The following is a 17,338-nucleotide window of genomic DNA, read 5'->3' on the forward strand; positions in this document are numbered from 1 at the left end:
TCCCTCTGTATCTGGCTGCCTGTCCGATACAGTGCGCTGAGAAGAGGGGCGTTTGCGCACACAGACCCGACACACCGCGTCGCTTAACTGGGCCTGCCGGCCGGCACTGAGCATTCAGGCGCTGGAGACCGGATCCCAGGATGAGATCGACATCATGCAAATTCCCCGCACATCAACGCAGACGACTGTCGGGCTAGGCTTGCGCCGCGGTTTGATCAAGGACCTGCAAGCGGCCCCGAAGGGCGCTTTCGACTTTCTGGAAGTCGCGCCAGAAAACTGGATCGGCATCGGCGGCGCGCATGGCGCGGCGTTTCGTGCCCTGGCCGAGCGTTATCCGTTGTCCTGTCACGGCTTGTCGTTGTCATTAGGCGGGCCGGCGCCGCTGGACGTCGGGTTTCTGCGGGAAGTGCGGAGTTTCCTCGATCACTACAAGGTGCCGCTGTACAGCGAACACCTGAGCTACTGCAGCGATGACGGGCATCTTTACGATCTGCTGCCGTTGCCATTTACCGAAGAAGCGGTGCACCACGTCGCCGCCCGGATTCGTCAGGCACAGGACATTCTCGGTCGGCGCCTGGCGGTGGAAAACGTCTCCTATTACGCCGCCCCGCAACAGGACATGGACGAACTGACGTTCACCAACGCAGTGCTGCGCGAAGCCGATTGCGACCTGCTGCTGGACGTCAACAATGTCTACGTCAACTCGATCAATCACGGTTCTGATCCGCAGACGTTTCTGGCCGGCCTCGACGCGGGGAGGGTGGTTGCAATGCACGTGGCGGGACACTTCGATGAGTCCGATACGCTGAAAATCGACACCCATGGCGCCTCGGTCAAACCGGTGGTCTGGGCTTTGCTGGCGGAGGCGTATGCGCGGTTCGGTGTGCAGCCGACGCTGCTTGAGCGGGACTTCAACTACCCGGCGTTTTCTGAATTGGTGAGCGAGTTGCAGACCATCCGCCGACTGCAAGAGGAGGAGGCGAACCGTGGATAAACCGACGCTGTATCAGCAGCAAGACACATTGACTCGTTACCTGCGCGACCCCGACCGCTATGCGCCGCCCGCCGGGATGGAGGTGGCACGGGCACAGGTTTATCGCGATCTGGTGTTCTCGAATCTGTCGTCGTTGCTCAGTGGCACCTTTCCGGTGTTGGTGAGAATACTGGGGGACAGTGACTGGCGTTCTCTGGTGCGAATCTTCCTGCGGGACTACCGCGCTCACACGCCCAAATTCGGCGAGATCGCCCGGGAGTTTGTCGAGTTCCTCGCATCGATGCCTCAGGCGCTGAACGATGGGCCGTGGCCACCGTTCATGGTCGAGCTGGCGCATTACGAATGGGTCGAAATGGCCCTGCAACAATCCGACGCTGAGCCGTTGCCGGCCAGTGATGCTGGATTGCTGCTGGATCAACCGTTGCAGGTTTCACCACTGGCCTGGCCGTTGGCCTATGGCTGGCCGGTGCAAAAAGTGGGGCCGGATTATCGGCCGCAAGTGCCACCGACTCAGCCGACGTTGCTGTTGGTGCGTCGGGCCGAGGACTGGAGTGTGCACTTTTCCGAATTGAGCCCGTTGGCGTGGCGATTGTTGCAGCGGATCGGGGGATTTCCTCAGCTCGATGGCCGGTCGCAACTGGAAGGGCTGGCGGTGGAGGCGGGGATGGCCGGGTCGCTGGAATTCATCGACAGTGGCATGGCGTTGCTGCGGCAGATGCACGGAGAAGGGGTAATCGGTATAGCGGCCTGACCGTACGTAATCCTCCAGCCACCACACATCAATTGTAGGAGCGAGGCTTGCCCGCGAAGACGGCGGCACAGTCAACATAGATGTCGTCTGACACACCGCTTTCGCGGGCAAGCCTCGCTCCTACAGTGGTGCAGTTTGAGCCGGCAATTTGAGTTCCGCACACAACCCACCGTCCACGCGATTGCTCAAGGTCAGTGACCCGCCAATCGCCAACGCCAATTGCTGGGCAATCGCTAACCCCAACCCGGTCCCGCCGGTGCTGCGATTACGCGAATTCTCCACGCGGTAGAACGGCTGCATCACCTGGGCCAATTGCTCTTCGGCAATCCCCGGCCCTCGGTCCATGACCTTCACCGACAAGCTGCCGTCGGCCTTCGTTTCCACCCACAACTCAGCCGCGCCAGCGAATTTCAGCGCGTTGTCTACCAGGTTCACCAGCACTCGCCGCAGGGCATGGGGCCGGGTGTCGATGACTGCGGCGCTTTTGCCGCCCAGCTGCACGTCTTTGCCCATGTCCTGATAGTCGAACACCAGGCTGTCGAGAAACGAGTCCAGATCGGTGCGGCGACTTTCCTCGGTGGCGCCATGGATGCTGCGGGCGTAGGCCACGCCTTCGCGCACCAGGTGTTCCATCTCGCCGAGGTCGTTCCACAGTTTGTCTTTTTCGCTGGAGTCGTCCATGAATTCGGCACGCAGTTTCATCCGTGTGATCGGGGTTTGCAGGTCGTGGGAAATCGCCGCCAACAGTTGCATGCGCTCCTTGAGATACGCCGCAATGCGCGCCTGCATGGCATTGAACGCCCTGGCTGCGTAGGCGACTTCGGTCGGGCCTTTTTCATCGAGGTGCACGGCATGAGCGTTGGGGTCGAGGGTTTCCACCGCTTGAGCGAGGCGGGTGAGCGGGCGGATGGCGATTCTCACGGCCAGCCAGGTGCAGGCGATCAGCAGCGCCAGTTGCCCCAGCAATACCGCCGGCAACCACGGCGACAACGGCACCATCGCGGGTCGCACATCGATGGTGACGGGGCTGCCGTCCTTCAGTTTCAGATGGGCCTGGAAGTGTTTCTTCGGGCCGGGGATGTCGGTAAAGGTCAGCGGATATTCATGGCCGATGGCGTCCTGAATCGAGGGGACTGCAATCGGTACATCGCCGGGCGCCATGGGTGTGCCGGGTGAGCCTTCATTCAGCAGATAGCCATAGTTGGCACGTTCCAGTCGCTGCAGCCAGTTCGCGCGTTCGTCGGCCGGCAAGCGGTCGAGGATGGCGAGGGAGGTCGAGACGTCGGTTTCCAGGTTGCCCAACATGGTGCTTTTCGCACTTTCATAACGCTCGTAGTACTGCGCGCCAAAGGACAGCGCCTGGGCGAGAATCAGGCCGATCAGGAAAATCAGCGACAGCCGCGAGGCCAGCGTACGGGGCCAGTGCAGCGCCAGACTCATGACGGCGCACCGAGCACTTCCACCGGCAGGGAAAACACATAGCCTTCGCTGCGTACGGTCTTGATATAGGCAGGTTCCCGGGCATCGTCGAGCAGGCGCTGACGCAAACGGCTGACCAGCAAATCGATGGAGCGGTCGAACAGATCAGCGTCGCGGCCTTGAGTCAGGTTGAGCAACTGGTCGCGATTGAGCACCCGCTGAGGATGATCGAGGAACACTCGTAGCAAACGATATTCCGCGCCGCTGAGGGCGACCATGGTGCCGTCCTGGTCCAGCAGATGCCGGGCCGAGGTGTCCAGGCGCCAGCGACCGAACCCCAGCAGGCGACCGCTTTCGGTGATCACCAGATTCGGCGGCAGCATCCGCGTGCGGCGCAGCACTGCGTTGATCCGGGCGAGCAGTTCGCGGGCGGCGAACGGTTTGACCAGGTAGTCGTCGGCGCCCATTTCCAGGCCGATGATGCGGTCGGTTTCATCGTTGCGCGCGGTGAGCATCAGCACTGGCGTGGCCTTGTGTTTACCCGCACGCAACTCGCGGCAGAGCAGCAGGCCATCGTCGCCCGGCATCATGATGTCGAGCACGATCAGGTCCACCGGCGTGGTCTCCAGAAATGCGCGCATCTGCCGCCCATCCGCCACCACGGTGGTGCGCAGGCCGTTCTTCTTCAGGTAATTGCCTACCAGTTCCCGGATCTCGCGGTCATCGTCCACGATGAGAATGTGATCGACGTGTTCCATGGTCGCCATGCCTCTTGAGTAGGAATTTTCGCGCAGTCTACCGAGTCAAGGCTCGCTCGCCCGCAGCGGTTTGTATTGCAGTGTATCTGGCCTGTCGGCGGATACACGGGGACGCAAAAACAGCCGGTTTCAGGGGTTTTGTATCGCTGTGTATCGCAGGCCGGCGTTGATACATAGCAATTTACCCGCGCCTGTTCCAGACACAGACGGGATACCTCGCGGGCTTCTAATGGCTTCCATCGAGGCAAACCCAAACCGCCTCGGACCCATCAACGATTTGGCAACGATTGACCTATTGAAGCCCCGAGGAAACCACCATGAACACCAAAGCCATCTACGCCGCCTGCCTGTTTGCCGCCCTGAACATCTGCACCTTATCGGCCCGCGCCGAAGCCGATGTCACTCCCCAAACCTACACCTACGGCACGCACCTGGACATCCAGAAAGTGTTGTCGATGAAACAGGACGCCACGCCTTCCTGCGGGATTGTGAATGCGCGGATGACCTACCTGGATTCCCAAGGCAAAACCCAGGTTCTGGATTACAGCAAATTCGCTGACGACTGCAACGAAGGCAACTGAGTCCTTTGCTTATCCATCATCAATCCCATTTTGAAACAGGAAGAACCCCATGAACAACGTCACCCGCTTTTTGACCGCCATCGTCTTTTCCGTAGCCGGCGTCGCCGCTCATGCCAACGCTTCTGTTGAACAGAGCAGCTGTGGCAGCAGCACTTGTTTCCAATTGACGCCGCTGCTGGCCGAGGCTGGTTCCAGCCGCACACCGCAGGGGCAGCTGATTGCAGAGAACGGCTCCAGCCACACACCGCAGGGGCAATTGGTTGCAGAAAACGGCTACAGCCGCACACCACAGGGCCAGCAGTTGGAAAACCAGATGGCTTGAAGCCAGGCACTGTTTTGATGAACTCAATATTCCCAGTGTGGGAGCAGGCTCGCTCCCACATGGGACTCGTATTCTCAAGGTGATACCCATGTTTCTCATCGCATTCCTGGGCGGCATTTTGACCGTCCTCAGCCCCTGCATCCTCCCGGTCGTGCCGTTTCTGTTTGCCGGTGTTAAACGCACACGCTCCTCGATCCTGCTCACCCTCGGCGGCATGGCCCTGACCTTCGCCCTGATCTCCAGCCTGGCCGTGGTCAGCAGCGACTGGGTGATACAAGCCAACAATACCGGCCGTCACGTGGCGTTGATCGTGATGGTGCTGTTTGCGTTGTCGCTGATCTCCGCCCGCATCGGCGGCTGGCTGGTGCGGCCGTTCGTACTGTTGGGCAATCGCCTTGACCCCAACACCCGCAAAATGTCCGGCCCACTGGGCTCGGTGATGATCGGCGTCGCCACCGGTCTGCTCTGGGCACCGTGTGCCGGGCCGATCCTGGGGGTGATCCTCACCGGCGCGATGCTGCAAGGCGCCAATGCCCAGACCAGCTTGCTGCTGGTGGCGTATGGCCTGGGCAGTGCGTTGTCCCTGGGCACCTTGATCTTCGCCGGTCGCGGACTGGTCAATCGCTTGAAACCGTCGATTCCAGTCACCGGCTGGCTGCGTCGCGGCGCGGGTGCTGCGGTGTTGGTCGCGGCGGCGGTCATTGCCACCGGAACCGACAACACGCTGCTTGCGGGCACCTCGTCCGAAGGCGTTACCACGGTGGAACAGCAGGTGCTGGAAACCGTGCCGAAAGTGGTGGATTACCTGGTCAGCAAGGTCAAGGCCGACTCGACCATGGACTCGGCCAAAGGCCCGATGCCGTCACTCTCCGGCGCGGTCGAATGGCTCAACTCGCCAGCGCTGAATAACGACTCCTTGCGCGGCAAAGTGGTGCTGGTGGATTTCTGGACCTACGACTGCATCAACTGCCAGCACACCTTGCCCTACGTGAAGGACTGGGCAAAGAAATACGAAAAGGACGGCCTGGTGGTGATCGGCGTGCACACCCCGGAATACGGTTACGAACGCATCATCGACAACGTCCGTGACCAGGTGAAAAAACTCGGCATCACCTACCCAGTGGCGATCGACAACAACTATGCAATCTGGCGCGCCTTCGACAACCAATACTGGCCGGCTCACTACCTGATCGATGCGAAGGGGCAGGTGCGTTACAGCCATTTTGGCGAGGGTCGCTACGAGACTCAGGAGCAGATGATCCGGCAGCTGTTGGAAGAGGCCAAGACGCCTGCCGCGTAACCGTTCAAATCAATGGCTCACAGGTTTCGCACCATGAGCCATTGGTTGTTTTCCCAGGCCTGAAAACGCTCCAGCACTGTCCACCCGCGTCTGGCGTAGTAGTTGTTCTGGTCCCGGGTATGCAAATAGATCTTCGCCACGCCACATTCCCTGGCCTGCGCACATATCCCGTCAATCAAACGCTCCGCCAATCCTTTTCCCCTTGCTTGGGGTGTGACGAACACACAAGCCAGCCAAGGACCCAGGTCAGGCCGGTGAGCCAGGTCGGCGGCGGCCAGTGCCGCGCCGCCCAGCAGGCGGTCTTCATCCAGAGCGATCAAGCATTGCCACTTGCCGTCGAATTGGCCGTCAGCGAATTCCCGTTGCCACTGAGGCAAGGGCTGGTCGGCGTATTCATAGTGGAATTGTTGGTGAATCCATGAAGCGAAAGTGTCGCTGTGGTGCATGTGGTGAACGAGCCAGTCCAGGCGAGGCATGGGAGAGTCCTTTCAAAATTCGATAGCCCATAAGAGCTGATTCAGGGCGCATCGGCAATCCCGGGTTCCGGGGTGTTAATCCGGCGTTACAGATGCATGACCATGCATCGGAGACCGGTGTATTTCGTGAGTCTGCCGGACGACCGGGCAGGACGGATACGTATCCGGGAGCTTTAGTGTGTGGACGGGGTCACTTGCGACCCTGCCATTACAATCATGAAAGGAAGAGGGTTATGCCTAAGTTCATTATTGAACGCGAGCTTCCGGGAGCCGGCGCACTGGCGCAACAGGAACTCAAAGCGATCTCGCAAAAATCCTGCGATGTGTTGCGCGGGTTGGGGCCGCAAGTGCAATGGCAGCAGAGTTACGTCACGGGCGACAAGATTTATTGCGTGTACATCGCGCCGAGCGAGGAGCTCATCAGGGAGCATGCCAAACAAGGTGGCTTTCCGATCAACAGCGTTTCCCGAGTCATGAGCATCATCGACCCCACCACGGCGGAGTAAGCCGAGACCCGTTCCAACCCGCAGCGGAGCAGACTTCATGAGCACACCCATTGATCTCACCGCCCTGAAAAACCGTCAGATGACTGCGTGGGCCAGTGGCGACTACGCCGTGATCGGCACCACCCTACAGATCGTCGGCGAGCAATTGGCTGAAGCTTGTGACTTGCTCTGTGATGAGCGGGTGCTGGACGTCGCTGCGGGCAACGGTAATGCAACGCTTGCCGCTGCGCGCCGGGGTTGTAAGGTCACATCCACCGACTACGTGGCCAAGTTGCTTGAACGTGGTGAAGACCGTGCCCGGGCGGAGCACCTGAACGTGACCTTTCAGGTGGCCGACGCCGAGGCGTTGCCTTTCGAGGACGCCAGTTTCGATGCCGTGCTCTCGACCTTTGGGGTGATGTTTACCCCGGATCAGCCCAAGGCCGCCACGGAGCTGGCGCGGGTGTGCCGCCCGGGAGGCCGGATCGGCCTTGCCAACTGGACGCCTGAAGGCTTCGTCGGGCAGATGTTCAAGGTGCTGGGGCGCCACATGCCGCCACCCGCCGGGGCTCAGCCGCCTTCAAACTGGGGCTCCGAAGCATGGTTGCACTCACAGTTCGATCAGCGCGACTTTCTGCTCCAGGTCACACGGCGGTTGTTCAACTTCCGCTACCGCTCGGCCGCTCATTTCATCGACACCTTCCGCACCTGGTATGGCCCGGTTCACAAGGCCTTTGCGACCCTGCCGCCTGAAGGGGGTGCCGCTCTGGAAAACGACCTGACAGAACTGCTCAATCGCCTGAACCGAGCGGGGGAGCGGTCGTTGGTGGTACCGAGTGAATACCTGGAGGTGGTGATCACCCGGCGCTGAGTCGAGAACACAAAATCCCTGTGGGAACGGCCTCCTGTGGCGAGGGGGCTTGCCCCTGTTGGGTCGCGAAGCGGCCCCAAAAGCTTTGCGACTGCTTCGCAGCCGAACGGGGGCAAGCCCCCTCGCCACAGGGGTCGCGCCCACAAAGGTATGTGCACAATTTGGTATTCAGCCGTTGCAGTCACTCATCCAGTGACTCGGTATACACCACCCACACGCTGCACGGCATTTTGTACAGCACATGCTCCACCGTGCTGCCGATCAACCGGCCCATGCCGCGATGGCCGATCCGGCCCATGACGATCACATCCACATCATGGGTCTCGGTGTAGTGGGTCAGTACCTTGGTGGGGTTGCCCATGACCATGTGCCGCTGCTCCGGCGCGATGCCGTTGCGCGCGGCCAGTTCGTTGAAGGCATTCTCCTGGAGGTCGAACAGGGTCTTGACCTGGTCCGAAGAGAAAAGCGCCGAACCGTTATAGAAGTTGAACTCGTCCGCGCTGATAGATGAAAGGTCATAGGCGTAGACCACATCGAGTTCGGCATTGCAGGCGCTCGCCAGTTTTGAGGCTTCGTGAAGGATCCGGTCGTTGAAACTGTTGTATTGATCATCGCGGTGAAACGGGTCGATCGCCGCGACGATCTTGCGCGGCAACGCGCGAGTGGCATGGCTGACGAAATGCAACGGCACCGGGCATTCACGTAACAAATGCACGTCGAGGGGGGTAAACACCAGCCGCGACAGCCGCGATTGATGTTCCAGCGCCTTGATCAGCACGTCCATCGGCTGCTCTTTGAGGTGAATCAGGATCTCCTCCAGCGGATTCTCGACCCAGGCCACCTCGGTGGTGACGTTCACACCTATCTTGCGCAAGGGGTGGGCCTGTTCTTCAAGCCACTGGCGGTGGCGCTCGACATAGCCCAAGCGCATCTGCTCCATGGCCTTTTCGTTGACCAGGCTGGCGGTCGCCAGGCCTTCCAGATAGTCGAAGGCCACGATGTGCAGGGCCGCCCCCTCGGCCTTGGCCAGCATCGCAGCCCGGTCGAAGGCGGGGCTGTGTTCCATCAGCGGTGAGGCGACCAGCATGAAGCGCGGTTGACCAGACATGACAAACCTCCCGTGGGTAAACGAGCAGACGGTGGTCGTTCAATACATCTCAATCCTTTGATTATTGACCATGATCAGTCTAAGGGGCGTCTGGTCGCTCGAATGGGCCTGCTCGCGATGCGACTTCAAGCGTTTTCCAAAGGTCGCGCATCGTCGGGTTTTGATTGGCGATCGAACAATACGAACGTATCTCCAGTCGGGCCTTCCACTCATCGCCGCCGGCCAGCACCAATTGCCCTCGCTCCAGTTCATCGGTCACGGCGCTCAAGGGCAACCAGGCAACGCCGTAGCCCTCGATCGCCATTCTCATCAACAGCATGGCCATGTCCGCCTCAAAGCAACGATCAAGCACGCAAGCCGTCGGCGCATTCTTGATGACGATATCGGCCACGCGCCCCAAAAAGGTGGTCGCGGTATACGCCAGGTGCGGCACTGGCTTGGCGGCCGTCCCCGGTAGCCGATGCAAGGGTTTGCCGTTCTTGTCCGGCGCGCACAGTGGAACAAACGAATCGTGCCCCAGGGTCAAACTGCCGAACTTCTCGGGGTCGAGCTGGATCGGGGCGAGGGGATGGTGGTAGACGATCATCAAATCGCAGCTGCCTTCCTCCAGCGCAATGACCGCATCGTGGATATTCGCCGCCACCACGCGAGCATTGAAGGGCTCATTCTGTTGTTGAAACTGGGTGAGCCACTTAGGCAGAAATGTCATTGAAAGACTGTGCCCGGCGGTGACCTGAATCGAGCGCCCCGGCATTCTTTCTCCTTCGCGAAGAGCCAGTCGCAATTGCAGCAACGCCGACAAAGCCTCGCGCCCCTCTTCACAAAAGCTGCGGCCCGCTTGAGTCAGTTGGACAGGATAGGTGCCGCGATCCACCAGTTCGGCTCCCACCCATTCCTCAAGTGAACGAATGCGCCGAGACAGCGCGGACTGCGTGACGCAACGCACTTCCGCGGCTCGAGAAAAGTTCTTCCATTCGGCAATCGCCAGAAGATCGTCCAACCATTTGGTTTGCATGTTGGCTCCTCATTGCGCCTCTGGCGAAGAGTTTACTGCGGTGCAATGGAGTCATTGAGGGTATTTCGCAAACTATTCCAAAAACGCATCACCCTATGGTGATTACTCATCATCCCGCGCCAATGGCGTCCCTAGAATCGGTGCTGTAGCCCCGCTGCCGCAGAGCATCGGGTCATTCCAGTCTTGTCTTCTGCCAAGTAAAAAAAGCTACAACATCACTTGAGGAAAGCACCGTGAAAAAAAGTAATTTACCCCGCCAGATCGCGATCGGCATCGCGATGGGCGTCATCGTAGGTTGGGCTTGCCACCATTTTTCAGCGGATGAGAAAGCCGCCAAAGAGATTGCCTCCTACTTCTCGATGGTGACGGACATTTTCCTGCGCTTGATCAAGATGATCATCGCACCTTTGGTTTTCGCCACATTGGTCGGTGGTATTGCCAGCATGGGCAATTCCCGATCGGTAGGACGGATCGGGGCGAGGGCGATGGCCTGGTTCGTTTCCGCTTCAGTGATTTCGTTGTTGATCGGTATGTTGCTGGTGAACCTTTTCCAGCCAGGCGCAGGCCTGGATCTTCAGACGACTCAGGCCGGCGCGGCACCTATAGCGGTAAACACGGGGGACTTCAGCCTCAAGGTGTTCATCAGCCACGTATTCCCTCGCAGCATTGCTGAAGCCATGGCCAACAACGAGATTCTGCAAATTGTAGTGTTCTCGCTGTTCTTCGGTTTCGCGTTGGCGGGTGTCAAGCGCGCCGGCTACACAAAGATCACCGACAGTATTGAAGAGCTGGCGAAGGTGATGTTCAAGATCACCGACTATGTCATGGCGCTTGCACCGATCGGTGTCTTTGCCGCCATCGCTTCGGCCATCACCACCCAAGGTCTGGGCTTGCTGGTCGATTACGGAAAACTGATTGCCGAGTTCTACCTGGGCATTGTGATTCTGTGGGGCGTGTTGTTCGCTGCTGGCTACCTGTTTCTGGGGCGTTCGGTATTTACGTTGGGCAAGTTGATCCGAGAACCCGTGCTGTTGGCATTCTCGACGGCCAGCAGTGAGTCCGCCTATCCAAAAACCATGGAGGCGCTGGAGAAGTTCGGCGCACCGAAGCGCGTATCCAGCTTCGTACTGCCATTGGGGTATTCATTCAATCTCGACGGTTCGATGATGTATCAAGCCTTCGCGATCATGTTCATTGCCCAGGCTTACAACGTTGACTTGAGCCTCACACAGCAGCTTCTCATCTTGCTGACGCTGATGGTGACCAGCAAGGGCATGGCAGGTGTAGCCCGGGCCTCAGTGGTTGTCGTCGCGGCGACGTTGCCCATGTTCAATCTGCCGGAAGCGGGCATTTTGCTGATCCTGGGCATCGATCAATTCCTCGATATGGCCAGGACTGCCACCAACGTGGTGGGCAACAGCATCGCAACGGCAGTGGTCGCTAAATCGGAGCCTTGCGAGGAGCCGGACGACGTCCCTCAAACCGAGGCATCCCCACGTCCTGTTCGCACTGTAGCCACTGCCTGAGAGTTATCACCATGAAAGCTGAATCGAAGCTGTCCCGTGAGTCGTCGTTTGTACGCAAACTGGGGATCGTTGGCGGGCTTGGCTCACTGGCCGGCGGCGATCTGTTCTACAAGTTGGTGAAGTCCAGGGCGGTGCTCGAGGATCAAGGCCGTTATCACTTTCTGTTCGAGCAGCACCCGTTCAAAGATGTGCTGATGCCATTGGATCGGGGCGCGAGCATGACCTCCAGAAAGTTCTATGTGTTCCAGGTTTGCCAGACCTTCGAGGCCAGTGGGGTCAACGCGATCGTACTGCCTTGTTTTGCCAGCCACACCTTCCGCGAAGAGATACAGGAGGAGATAGGCATACCGGTTCTGGACATGATGGCCGCGTTGCGCAGGTACATCGATCATGTCGCTGAACCCGGCAGTGCATTGGGCATTCTCGCCTCAGACTATGTTCGCCACTGCGGCATGTTCGAGCGCTATTTCGGCAGCGATTTCAAGCTCGTTTACCCAGGTGATGACGAGCAGTCAGGGTTGATGGAGGCGATGTATGGCGTCAACGGTATCAAGGATGGATACCTTGACGGTGTGCCGCTGGAGTGTGTGTATCGGGCCTGCCTTTCGCTTCAGGAGCAGGGGGCCGCGATAGTCTTGCCGGGCATGACCGAGCTCTCGTTGGTCTGCGGCGACCTGCAGCGTCGGGGCATCACGGTGCTGGACATCAATGAGATTTATGCCGGCTTCGCGACCGTGGAGAAAGGTCAGTCGAATCGCCCCCCCTTCAAGCTTGGGATCGTGGGCGGGGTGGGGCCTGCGGCAACGGTCGATTTCATGGGGAAAGTGGTTGCGCATACACCGGCCGGCCGCGATCAGGAACACATCAAAATGGTGGTCGAACAAAACCCCCAGATTCCTGATCGTACCGCCAGCCTGCTGTATGACGAAACCGATCCGACGATGGCGATGTATGCCACCTGCAAGCGGCTTGAAAGCGCCGGAGCCAATGCGATTGCGATCCCGTGCAATACCGCTCACGCGTTTGTCGAGCGTATCCAGGCACACTTGCGTGTGCCCATTGTGAACATGCTGGCCGAGACGGTAGAGGCTATCGTCCAGCAGTACGGCGCCGAGAAAACAGTGGGACTGCTGGCGACGTCAGGCACGATCAAAAGTCAGGTTTACCATGAGGCGGCCCGGCGAGCCGGGTTGCACATAGTCGCCCCCGGTGTGGATTACCAGGCGTTGGTCATGGATGCGATTTATGGGGCGCTTGGGATCAAGGCCGGGTTCACCGAGGGCCTGTGTAAAGATCAGCTGCTGATCGCCGCAGAACACTTGTGTGAACTGGGCGCCGATGTGCTCATCCTGGGATGTACGGAGTTACCGCTGGTGCTGCAGCATAGCGAGGCCTTCATGATCAAAGGTCATCAAGTGGCGTTGATCGACCCGACGACCATTCTGGCTATGAAGTGTATTCGGCTTGCCCGTGAACATTCGCGGGAGCGATCGGATTTGCATCTTGGCTAAACAACCTTTGCGCCCCGTGCCTCCAGCAACTCCCGTAATACGGAACGGTGGCAGTGCGCTTCGTCTTCGCAGTAACACCCCACGGCCAGTGAGGTTTGATGGGAGAGGGCGGCCAGCAGGTCCAGCAGCTGACTGGGCGCGGGATGGTTCATCTCGGCCTTGAATTTGCGCTTGAAAGCCTCCCAGGCTTTGGCATCTTCTGCCGCCTTGGCTTCGGCCACCAGTTCGGGGCTGGGGGACAGCAGCGGTTGCCACACATCATAGAAATCACGGCTGGCGAATTCGGCCTTCGGTACGCCACGGGGCGGGCGGCGTACTGTGCCCAGGCGCAGGCCTTCATTCGCGGTGCGGGGTGAGCCGAGTCGCACGATATGGATGGGCATGATTGCAGTGCCTATTTGAGCCGCGAGCCGTCGAACCACTCCAGCGCCGTGCGCCAGATGCAGATCCCCAGGAAGTACGCTGACATCAGCAGCCACAGGCTCATCACCAATGGGTTGATGACCGGATGGTTGAGCACCAGCGACAAGCTGCACAGCAACCAGATGGCCGTCACGGCAATGTTGATCGGCATGAAGCGGCGCACGCGAAACGGGTGCAGGAATTTCATTCGGGTCACGGTCAACAGCGCCAGGCCGATCACGGTGAGCAACGTTATCCACGGCGACGGACCGATGATGTACAGGCACAACGCAACCACGTTCCACGCGGCGGGGAAGCCCTGGAAGTAGTTGTCCTTGCTCTTCATGTTGACGTTGCAGAAGCAGAACAGCGACGACACCAGAATCAGCGACACGGTCAGCAGCAGGGTGTAGTCCGGCAACGGGATGTAACGGTAGATGAACAGCGCCGGGATAAACACATACGTCAGGTAGTCGATCAGCAGGTCGAGGATCGAACCGTCGAAACTCGGCAGCACCGATTGCACATTGACCTTGCGCGCCAGCGCGCCGTCCAGCCCGTCGACGATCAGCGCCACGCCCAGCCACAGCAGGCAATGGGTGGGCTGGTTCTCCAGCAGGGCGAGGGTCGCGAGGAAGGCAGTGACCACGCCGGTGGCGGTAAAACCATGGGCGCCCCATGCTTTGAGTCTGGCGATGTGTACGGTGGATATCACGGGGGCGTTCTCCAGAAAATGAAGCAAGCCAGTCATCACCCTGCTATTGAGGGCGTCGGCAAACCGGGTCGGGTTGCAGGTATCGACCGGATTTTCGGGGATAAGGTTCACCACCTTTGAATCTTAGACGCCACGCAAAAAAATACCCCGAAAATTCCGGGGTACGCGTTGAGCACTACACGCTTGTATCGTCAGCTTAACGAGGAAAGAACACGCGCAGTCGATGGTTATCCGGGTCAAGGGCGACGAAGGTGCGACCGAAGTCGAGTTCTGTCGGCGTTTGCACCATGGTCAGCCCGAGAGCGCTCCAGTCGGCAAACAGTGCATCGACTTGTTCGGCGGACTCCATCGGGAACGCCAGTTCAGTCCCGCCGCCCGTTACCGTCACCGCAGGTTCCGCGGTATGCCGTGACCAGAGCCCCAGTTTATAGCCGCCGTCCAGGACAAACAGGGCGAAGGTCGGCGACTCTTCCACGGGCTTGCGCTCCAGCAGAAACTCATAAAACCGTGCACTGACGGCGGGGTTGTCCACGAAAAGCAAAATGAAACGGGGAGTGATCATGGGGTTGCTCCATTAGAAGGTGGACGCAGCATAAAAGGAGGCGCTGTCAGTTTCTGTCAGGAGTGTGAAGGGGCACCTTTTGACGTCAGCCAGACGGAGTTGGCGGAATGTCCGGCGAGGACTATCGTTGCCTGACTGAGTTTCTGCCCATCAATGAGGACGTCGTCATGAACACCAGCGATTTGCTTGAGCAATTACTGCGGGCCGGTCAGGGCTCATTGTCGCAACAAGGTGGTGGTGCGGCGTCGACTCAAGGCGACTTGGGCGGCCTGGGTGGCTTGCTCGGTGGCCTGTTGGGTGGCAGCGCGGGTGGCGGTGCTGGCGGCGGAGGTTTGGGAGGTTTGCTCGGTGGTCTGTTGGGCGGCGGTTCCCCTTTGGGCGGTTCAAGCCAGACGCGCTCGGGCGGCACCAATTACGCGGCGCTGGCCTCTTTGGGGATGATGGCGTTCCAGGCCTATCAGGCATGGCAACGTAACCAGGCCTCGGCACCACAACAGGCGCCGCGTACCGTTGATCTGTTATCCGGTCCGGAAATCGAAGACCACAGTCACGCCATCCTTCGCGCCTTGATCGCCGCCGCCAAGGCCGACGGCCGTATCGACGACGCCGAGAAACAAATGATCAGCACCGAAATCGGCCGCCATACCGACGACCCGCAATTGCAACAATGGCTCGATGACGAAGTCGCCCGGCCGCTGGACGCCGCCGATGTGGCGCAGTCCGCCCAGGACCCGGGCATGGCCGCCGAGATGTACCTGGCCAGCGTGATGCTGGTGGACGATCAGCAGGACGCCGAGCGCAATTATCTGGATGAACTGGCTGCTGCGCTGAAGATCGATCCAGAGCTGCAACTGCACCTGGAGCAACAGGCCAAGGGCGGCGTTGCTTGAAGGACCTTTGGCATTTTCGGAACTGCTGAAAATCAAAAGATCGTCCGAACGCGGCCCGAGCCTTCGGCAGCTCCTACAGGTGTTGCGTACATCCGTTGACCCGGGGTACATGCGGCCGGTGTAGGAGCTGCCGCAGGCTGCGATTTTTTTTGTGGCCACCTAATCGGTAACCTTCAAACCCAATGCTGCAAAACACTCTTCGATCGATCGCCGCTGCGTCTCGGCATACAAGCCCAACTCATCAATCGTCGACCGCCCCAACGCCTTTTCGAACGCCTGTTGGTTCGAATGCACGCCATAGTGGGTTTGCGCCGCGTCCCCCAGGTTCGACTGAAAAATCCCCGCCGCACTGACCGGCAGGAAATCTTCGTACACCAGCGGTTCAACCCGCACATACCCGTCGTGGAGCAAATCTTCCAGCGACGCGCCGTTCAGATCATCCGCCGCCAGGTCTTTTTCCGTCACGAAGTAGCGAAAGTACGCCAGTTCCTGTTGGCGCATGTCCTCGACGGTGTCAGGGAATTCGCCAAAGTGCTGCGTCATTAGTGCGTTGTAGCGTGCGGCATTGGCTTCGTTGGGGAATTCCTTGAGTTCATCCCGGGCAGCATTGAGCAAGCGGTCGTAAAGCGCCCGGCCCTTGGGCGTGAGCGCTGCGCCGCGTTGTTCGATTTCACCGAAGCGGGCGCTGTGGCTGCCACGCATCTCGGCTTGATCGGTAAAAGCAATCGGCTCATCCAGCGCCTTGAAGCTGGTCTGACGCAGCAGGATCGGGCATTGACGGCGGGGTGGGCCTTCGATCACCGCTTTGGGGGTAATGCCATGGGCGGGCATTTGTGCCTGGACGATGTCGATGTCCAGAGTGCGCGGCGTCAGGTGGTTAATGTGCGGGCCTTTGAACGCCACCACGTCGGCGATCAGTCGATGCTGGGCGCTGAGTTGCTGGTACTGCTCGGCGGTGACGGTGGCGCTGTGGTGCCAGCGGAAGGTTTCCAGGGCTTGTGCGACGAAGTCCTGCGCCTCGTATTCGGTCAGGCCGCCTTGGGTTTCGGCGCGTTCGATGAGCGTCAGCGCGGCCGGGGTGAAGATCGAACGCTGGTCCAGCACTGACTGGGCGAAGGCCCGCAGTTTGGCGTCTTCGATCAGTTCCAGGCGCAATAGCGAGGTGAACACCCGGAAAGGGCTGACCTGCAATGCCGCCTCATGCACGGCGCGGAACGCGGTGGAGTGCACCGGCACGCCGGCCGGGGTCAGGTCGTAATAGCCCACCGGCTGCATGCCCATTACCGCGAACAGGCGGGCGAGGGTTGCCAGTTCAGTGGCGGTGCCGACGCGGATCGCACCGTGGCGTTCAAGGTCCAGCCGCTGGATTTCCCCGGTGCTGTGCAACTGTCGGGCGATTTGCGGGTTGCTGTCCAGCACATGGCGATTGGCCTGTTCCACCAGCTCCATCAGCGCGCCGTACAGCGGCACTTCTTCGCGGTACATGTCGGACATCGCTTTGGAGAAGCGTTGGCGGATCAGGTCAGGGCTGACGAAGTTCGGGTGGCTCATGAAAAAAATCCTGGCGCAGTGACGTAACGGATGCCGGAAAAGATCGCAGCCTTCGGCGGCGCCGACAAACGAAGTTTCTGACGAACTTCATTCTGCCAAGG

19 protein-coding genes are annotated in these 17,338 nt (G+C 59.7%); 10 read left to right on the plus strand and 9 right to left on the minus strand.

The features are described 5' to 3' along the window. Positions 1-154: 154 nt before the first annotated feature. Both AC1RO5_RS00145 and AC1RO5_RS00150 read left to right on the plus strand, forming a co-directional pair. Positions 155-994 (plus strand): HvfB family MNIO-type RiPP peptide maturase, encoded by an 840-nt coding sequence (locus AC1RO5_RS00145; protein WP_493172401.1) that lies wholly within the window; start codon positions 155-157, stop codon positions 992-994. Then, positions 987-1,745, plus strand: a complete 759-nt coding sequence (locus tag AC1RO5_RS00150) for an HvfC family RiPP maturation protein (RefSeq protein WP_493171662.1) — start codon at positions 987-989, stop codon at positions 1,743-1,745. The genes AC1RO5_RS00145 and AC1RO5_RS00150 overlap by 8 nt, the downstream gene beginning before the upstream one ends. Positions 1,746-1,865: 120 nt before the next feature. Here the strand turns inward: AC1RO5_RS00150 and AC1RO5_RS00155 are convergent, their stop codons facing one another. Continuing rightward, positions 1,866-3,185 carry an ATP-binding protein gene (locus tag AC1RO5_RS00155; protein ID WP_493171664.1) on the minus strand — a complete coding sequence of 440 codons (1,320 nt, stop codon included), beginning with the start codon at positions 3,183-3,185 and terminating at the stop codon, positions 1,866-1,868. Next, positions 3,182-3,922: a response regulator gene (locus AC1RO5_RS00160; RefSeq protein WP_026345826.1), complete on the minus strand. Its 741-nt coding sequence runs from the start codon at positions 3,920-3,922 to the stop codon at positions 3,182-3,184. The genes AC1RO5_RS00155 and AC1RO5_RS00160 overlap by 4 nt, the downstream gene beginning before the upstream one ends. A gap of 317 nt (positions 3,923-4,239) precedes the next feature. On the opposite strand from AC1RO5_RS00160, the gene AC1RO5_RS00165 reads away from it, so the two are divergent. The 3 genes from AC1RO5_RS00165 (at position 4,240) to AC1RO5_RS00175 (ending at position 6,125) form a co-directional block, all read left to right on the plus strand. Beyond that, positions 4,240-4,503: a DUF2790 domain-containing protein gene (locus tag AC1RO5_RS00165; RefSeq protein ID WP_493171666.1), complete on the plus strand. Its 264-nt coding sequence runs from the start codon at positions 4,240-4,242 to the stop codon at positions 4,501-4,503. Positions 4,504-4,552: 49 nt separating this feature from the next. Beyond that, the gene (locus tag AC1RO5_RS00170) at positions 4,553-4,825 is read left to right on the plus strand and encodes a hypothetical protein (protein WP_493171670.1); all 273 of its coding nucleotides are present in this window, start codon (positions 4,553-4,555) and stop codon (positions 4,823-4,825) included. An 88-nt stretch (positions 4,826-4,913) separates the two neighbouring features. After that, on the plus strand, positions 4,914-6,125 hold the full coding sequence (locus AC1RO5_RS00175; RefSeq protein ID WP_493171675.1) for a cytochrome c biogenesis protein DipZ: 1,212 nt from the start codon (positions 4,914-4,916) through the stop codon (positions 6,123-6,125). 17 nt (positions 6,126-6,142) lie between these two features. On the opposite strand, the gene AC1RO5_RS00180 is transcribed toward AC1RO5_RS00175, so the two are convergent. Next, positions 6,143-6,601: a GNAT family N-acetyltransferase gene (locus AC1RO5_RS00180; protein WP_493171677.1), complete on the minus strand. Its 459-nt coding sequence runs from the start codon at positions 6,599-6,601 to the stop codon at positions 6,143-6,145. A gap of 233 nt (positions 6,602-6,834) precedes the next feature. On the opposite strand from AC1RO5_RS00180, the gene AC1RO5_RS00185 reads away from it, so the two are divergent. Both AC1RO5_RS00185 and AC1RO5_RS00190 read left to right on the plus strand, forming a co-directional pair. Further along, a complete protein-coding gene (locus AC1RO5_RS00185) occupies positions 6,835-7,107 on the plus strand; it encodes a DUF4242 domain-containing protein (protein ID WP_258673350.1) in 273 nt (90 codons plus the stop codon). 37 nt (positions 7,108-7,144) lie between these two features. Further along, the gene (locus tag AC1RO5_RS00190; protein WP_493171680.1) at positions 7,145-7,957 is read left to right on the plus strand and encodes a class I SAM-dependent methyltransferase; all 813 of its coding nucleotides are present in this window, start codon (positions 7,145-7,147) and stop codon (positions 7,955-7,957) included. Positions 7,958-8,138: 181 nt separating this feature from the next. Here AC1RO5_RS00190 and AC1RO5_RS00195 read toward each other — a convergent pair whose 3' ends face one another. Continuing rightward, entirely contained in the window at positions 8,139-9,065 is a 927-nt protein-coding gene (locus AC1RO5_RS00195; protein WP_493171682.1) for a universal stress protein, read from the minus strand. A 79-nt stretch (positions 9,066-9,144) separates the two neighbouring features. Beyond that, on the minus strand, positions 9,145-10,080 hold the full coding sequence (locus AC1RO5_RS00200; protein ID WP_493171684.1) for a LysR substrate-binding domain-containing protein: 936 nt from the start codon (positions 10,078-10,080) through the stop codon (positions 9,145-9,147). Between the two features lie 233 nt (positions 10,081-10,313). On the opposite strand from AC1RO5_RS00200, the gene AC1RO5_RS00205 reads away from it, so the two are divergent. Together AC1RO5_RS00205 and cuyB are read left to right on the plus strand one after the other, a co-directional pair. After that, entirely contained in the window at positions 10,314-11,606 is a 1,293-nt protein-coding gene (locus tag AC1RO5_RS00205) for a dicarboxylate/amino acid:cation symporter (protein WP_493171686.1), read from the plus strand. A gap of 11 nt (positions 11,607-11,617) precedes the next feature. After that, positions 11,618-13,117: a cysteate racemase gene (gene cuyB / locus AC1RO5_RS00210; protein ID WP_493171689.1), complete on the plus strand. Its 1,500-nt coding sequence runs from the start codon at positions 11,618-11,620 to the stop codon at positions 13,115-13,117. Here cuyB and AC1RO5_RS00215 read toward each other — a convergent pair. The 3 genes from AC1RO5_RS00215 to AC1RO5_RS00225 all read right to left on the minus strand — a co-directional run bounded on the left by AC1RO5_RS00215 (position 13,114) and on the right by AC1RO5_RS00225 (position 14,796). Further along, the gene (locus AC1RO5_RS00215; protein ID WP_493171691.1) at positions 13,114-13,500 is read right to left on the minus strand and encodes a DUF488 domain-containing protein; all 387 of its coding nucleotides are present in this window, start codon (positions 13,498-13,500) and stop codon (positions 13,114-13,116) included. The genes cuyB and AC1RO5_RS00215 overlap by 4 nt on opposite strands. An 11-nt stretch (positions 13,501-13,511) precedes the next feature. Then, positions 13,512-14,234 (minus strand): phosphatidylcholine synthase, encoded by a 723-nt coding sequence (gene pcsA / locus AC1RO5_RS00220; protein WP_493172404.1) that lies wholly within the window; start codon positions 14,232-14,234, stop codon positions 13,512-13,514. Positions 14,235-14,430: 196 nt separating this feature from the next. Then, positions 14,431-14,796, minus strand: coding sequence for a VOC family protein (locus tag AC1RO5_RS00225; protein WP_493171693.1), 366 nt, complete (start codon positions 14,794-14,796; stop codon positions 14,431-14,433). 107 nt (positions 14,797-14,903) lie between these two features. Here AC1RO5_RS00225 and AC1RO5_RS00230 point away from each other — a divergent pair, with 107 nt between their 5' ends. Further along, a complete protein-coding gene (locus tag AC1RO5_RS00230; RefSeq protein WP_493171695.1) occupies positions 14,904-15,686 on the plus strand; it encodes a tellurite resistance TerB family protein in 783 nt (260 codons plus the stop codon). A 159-nt stretch (positions 15,687-15,845) separates the two neighbouring features. On the opposite strand, the gene hglS is transcribed toward AC1RO5_RS00230, so the two are convergent. Beyond that, entirely contained in the window at positions 15,846-17,237 is a 1,392-nt protein-coding gene (hglS, locus tag AC1RO5_RS00235; RefSeq protein WP_493171697.1) for a 2-oxoadipate dioxygenase/decarboxylase HglS, read from the minus strand. Positions 17,238-17,338 lie beyond the last annotated feature (101 nt).

It is taken from the genome of Pseudomonas sp. GW822-FHT02G04, assembly GCF_058802085.1.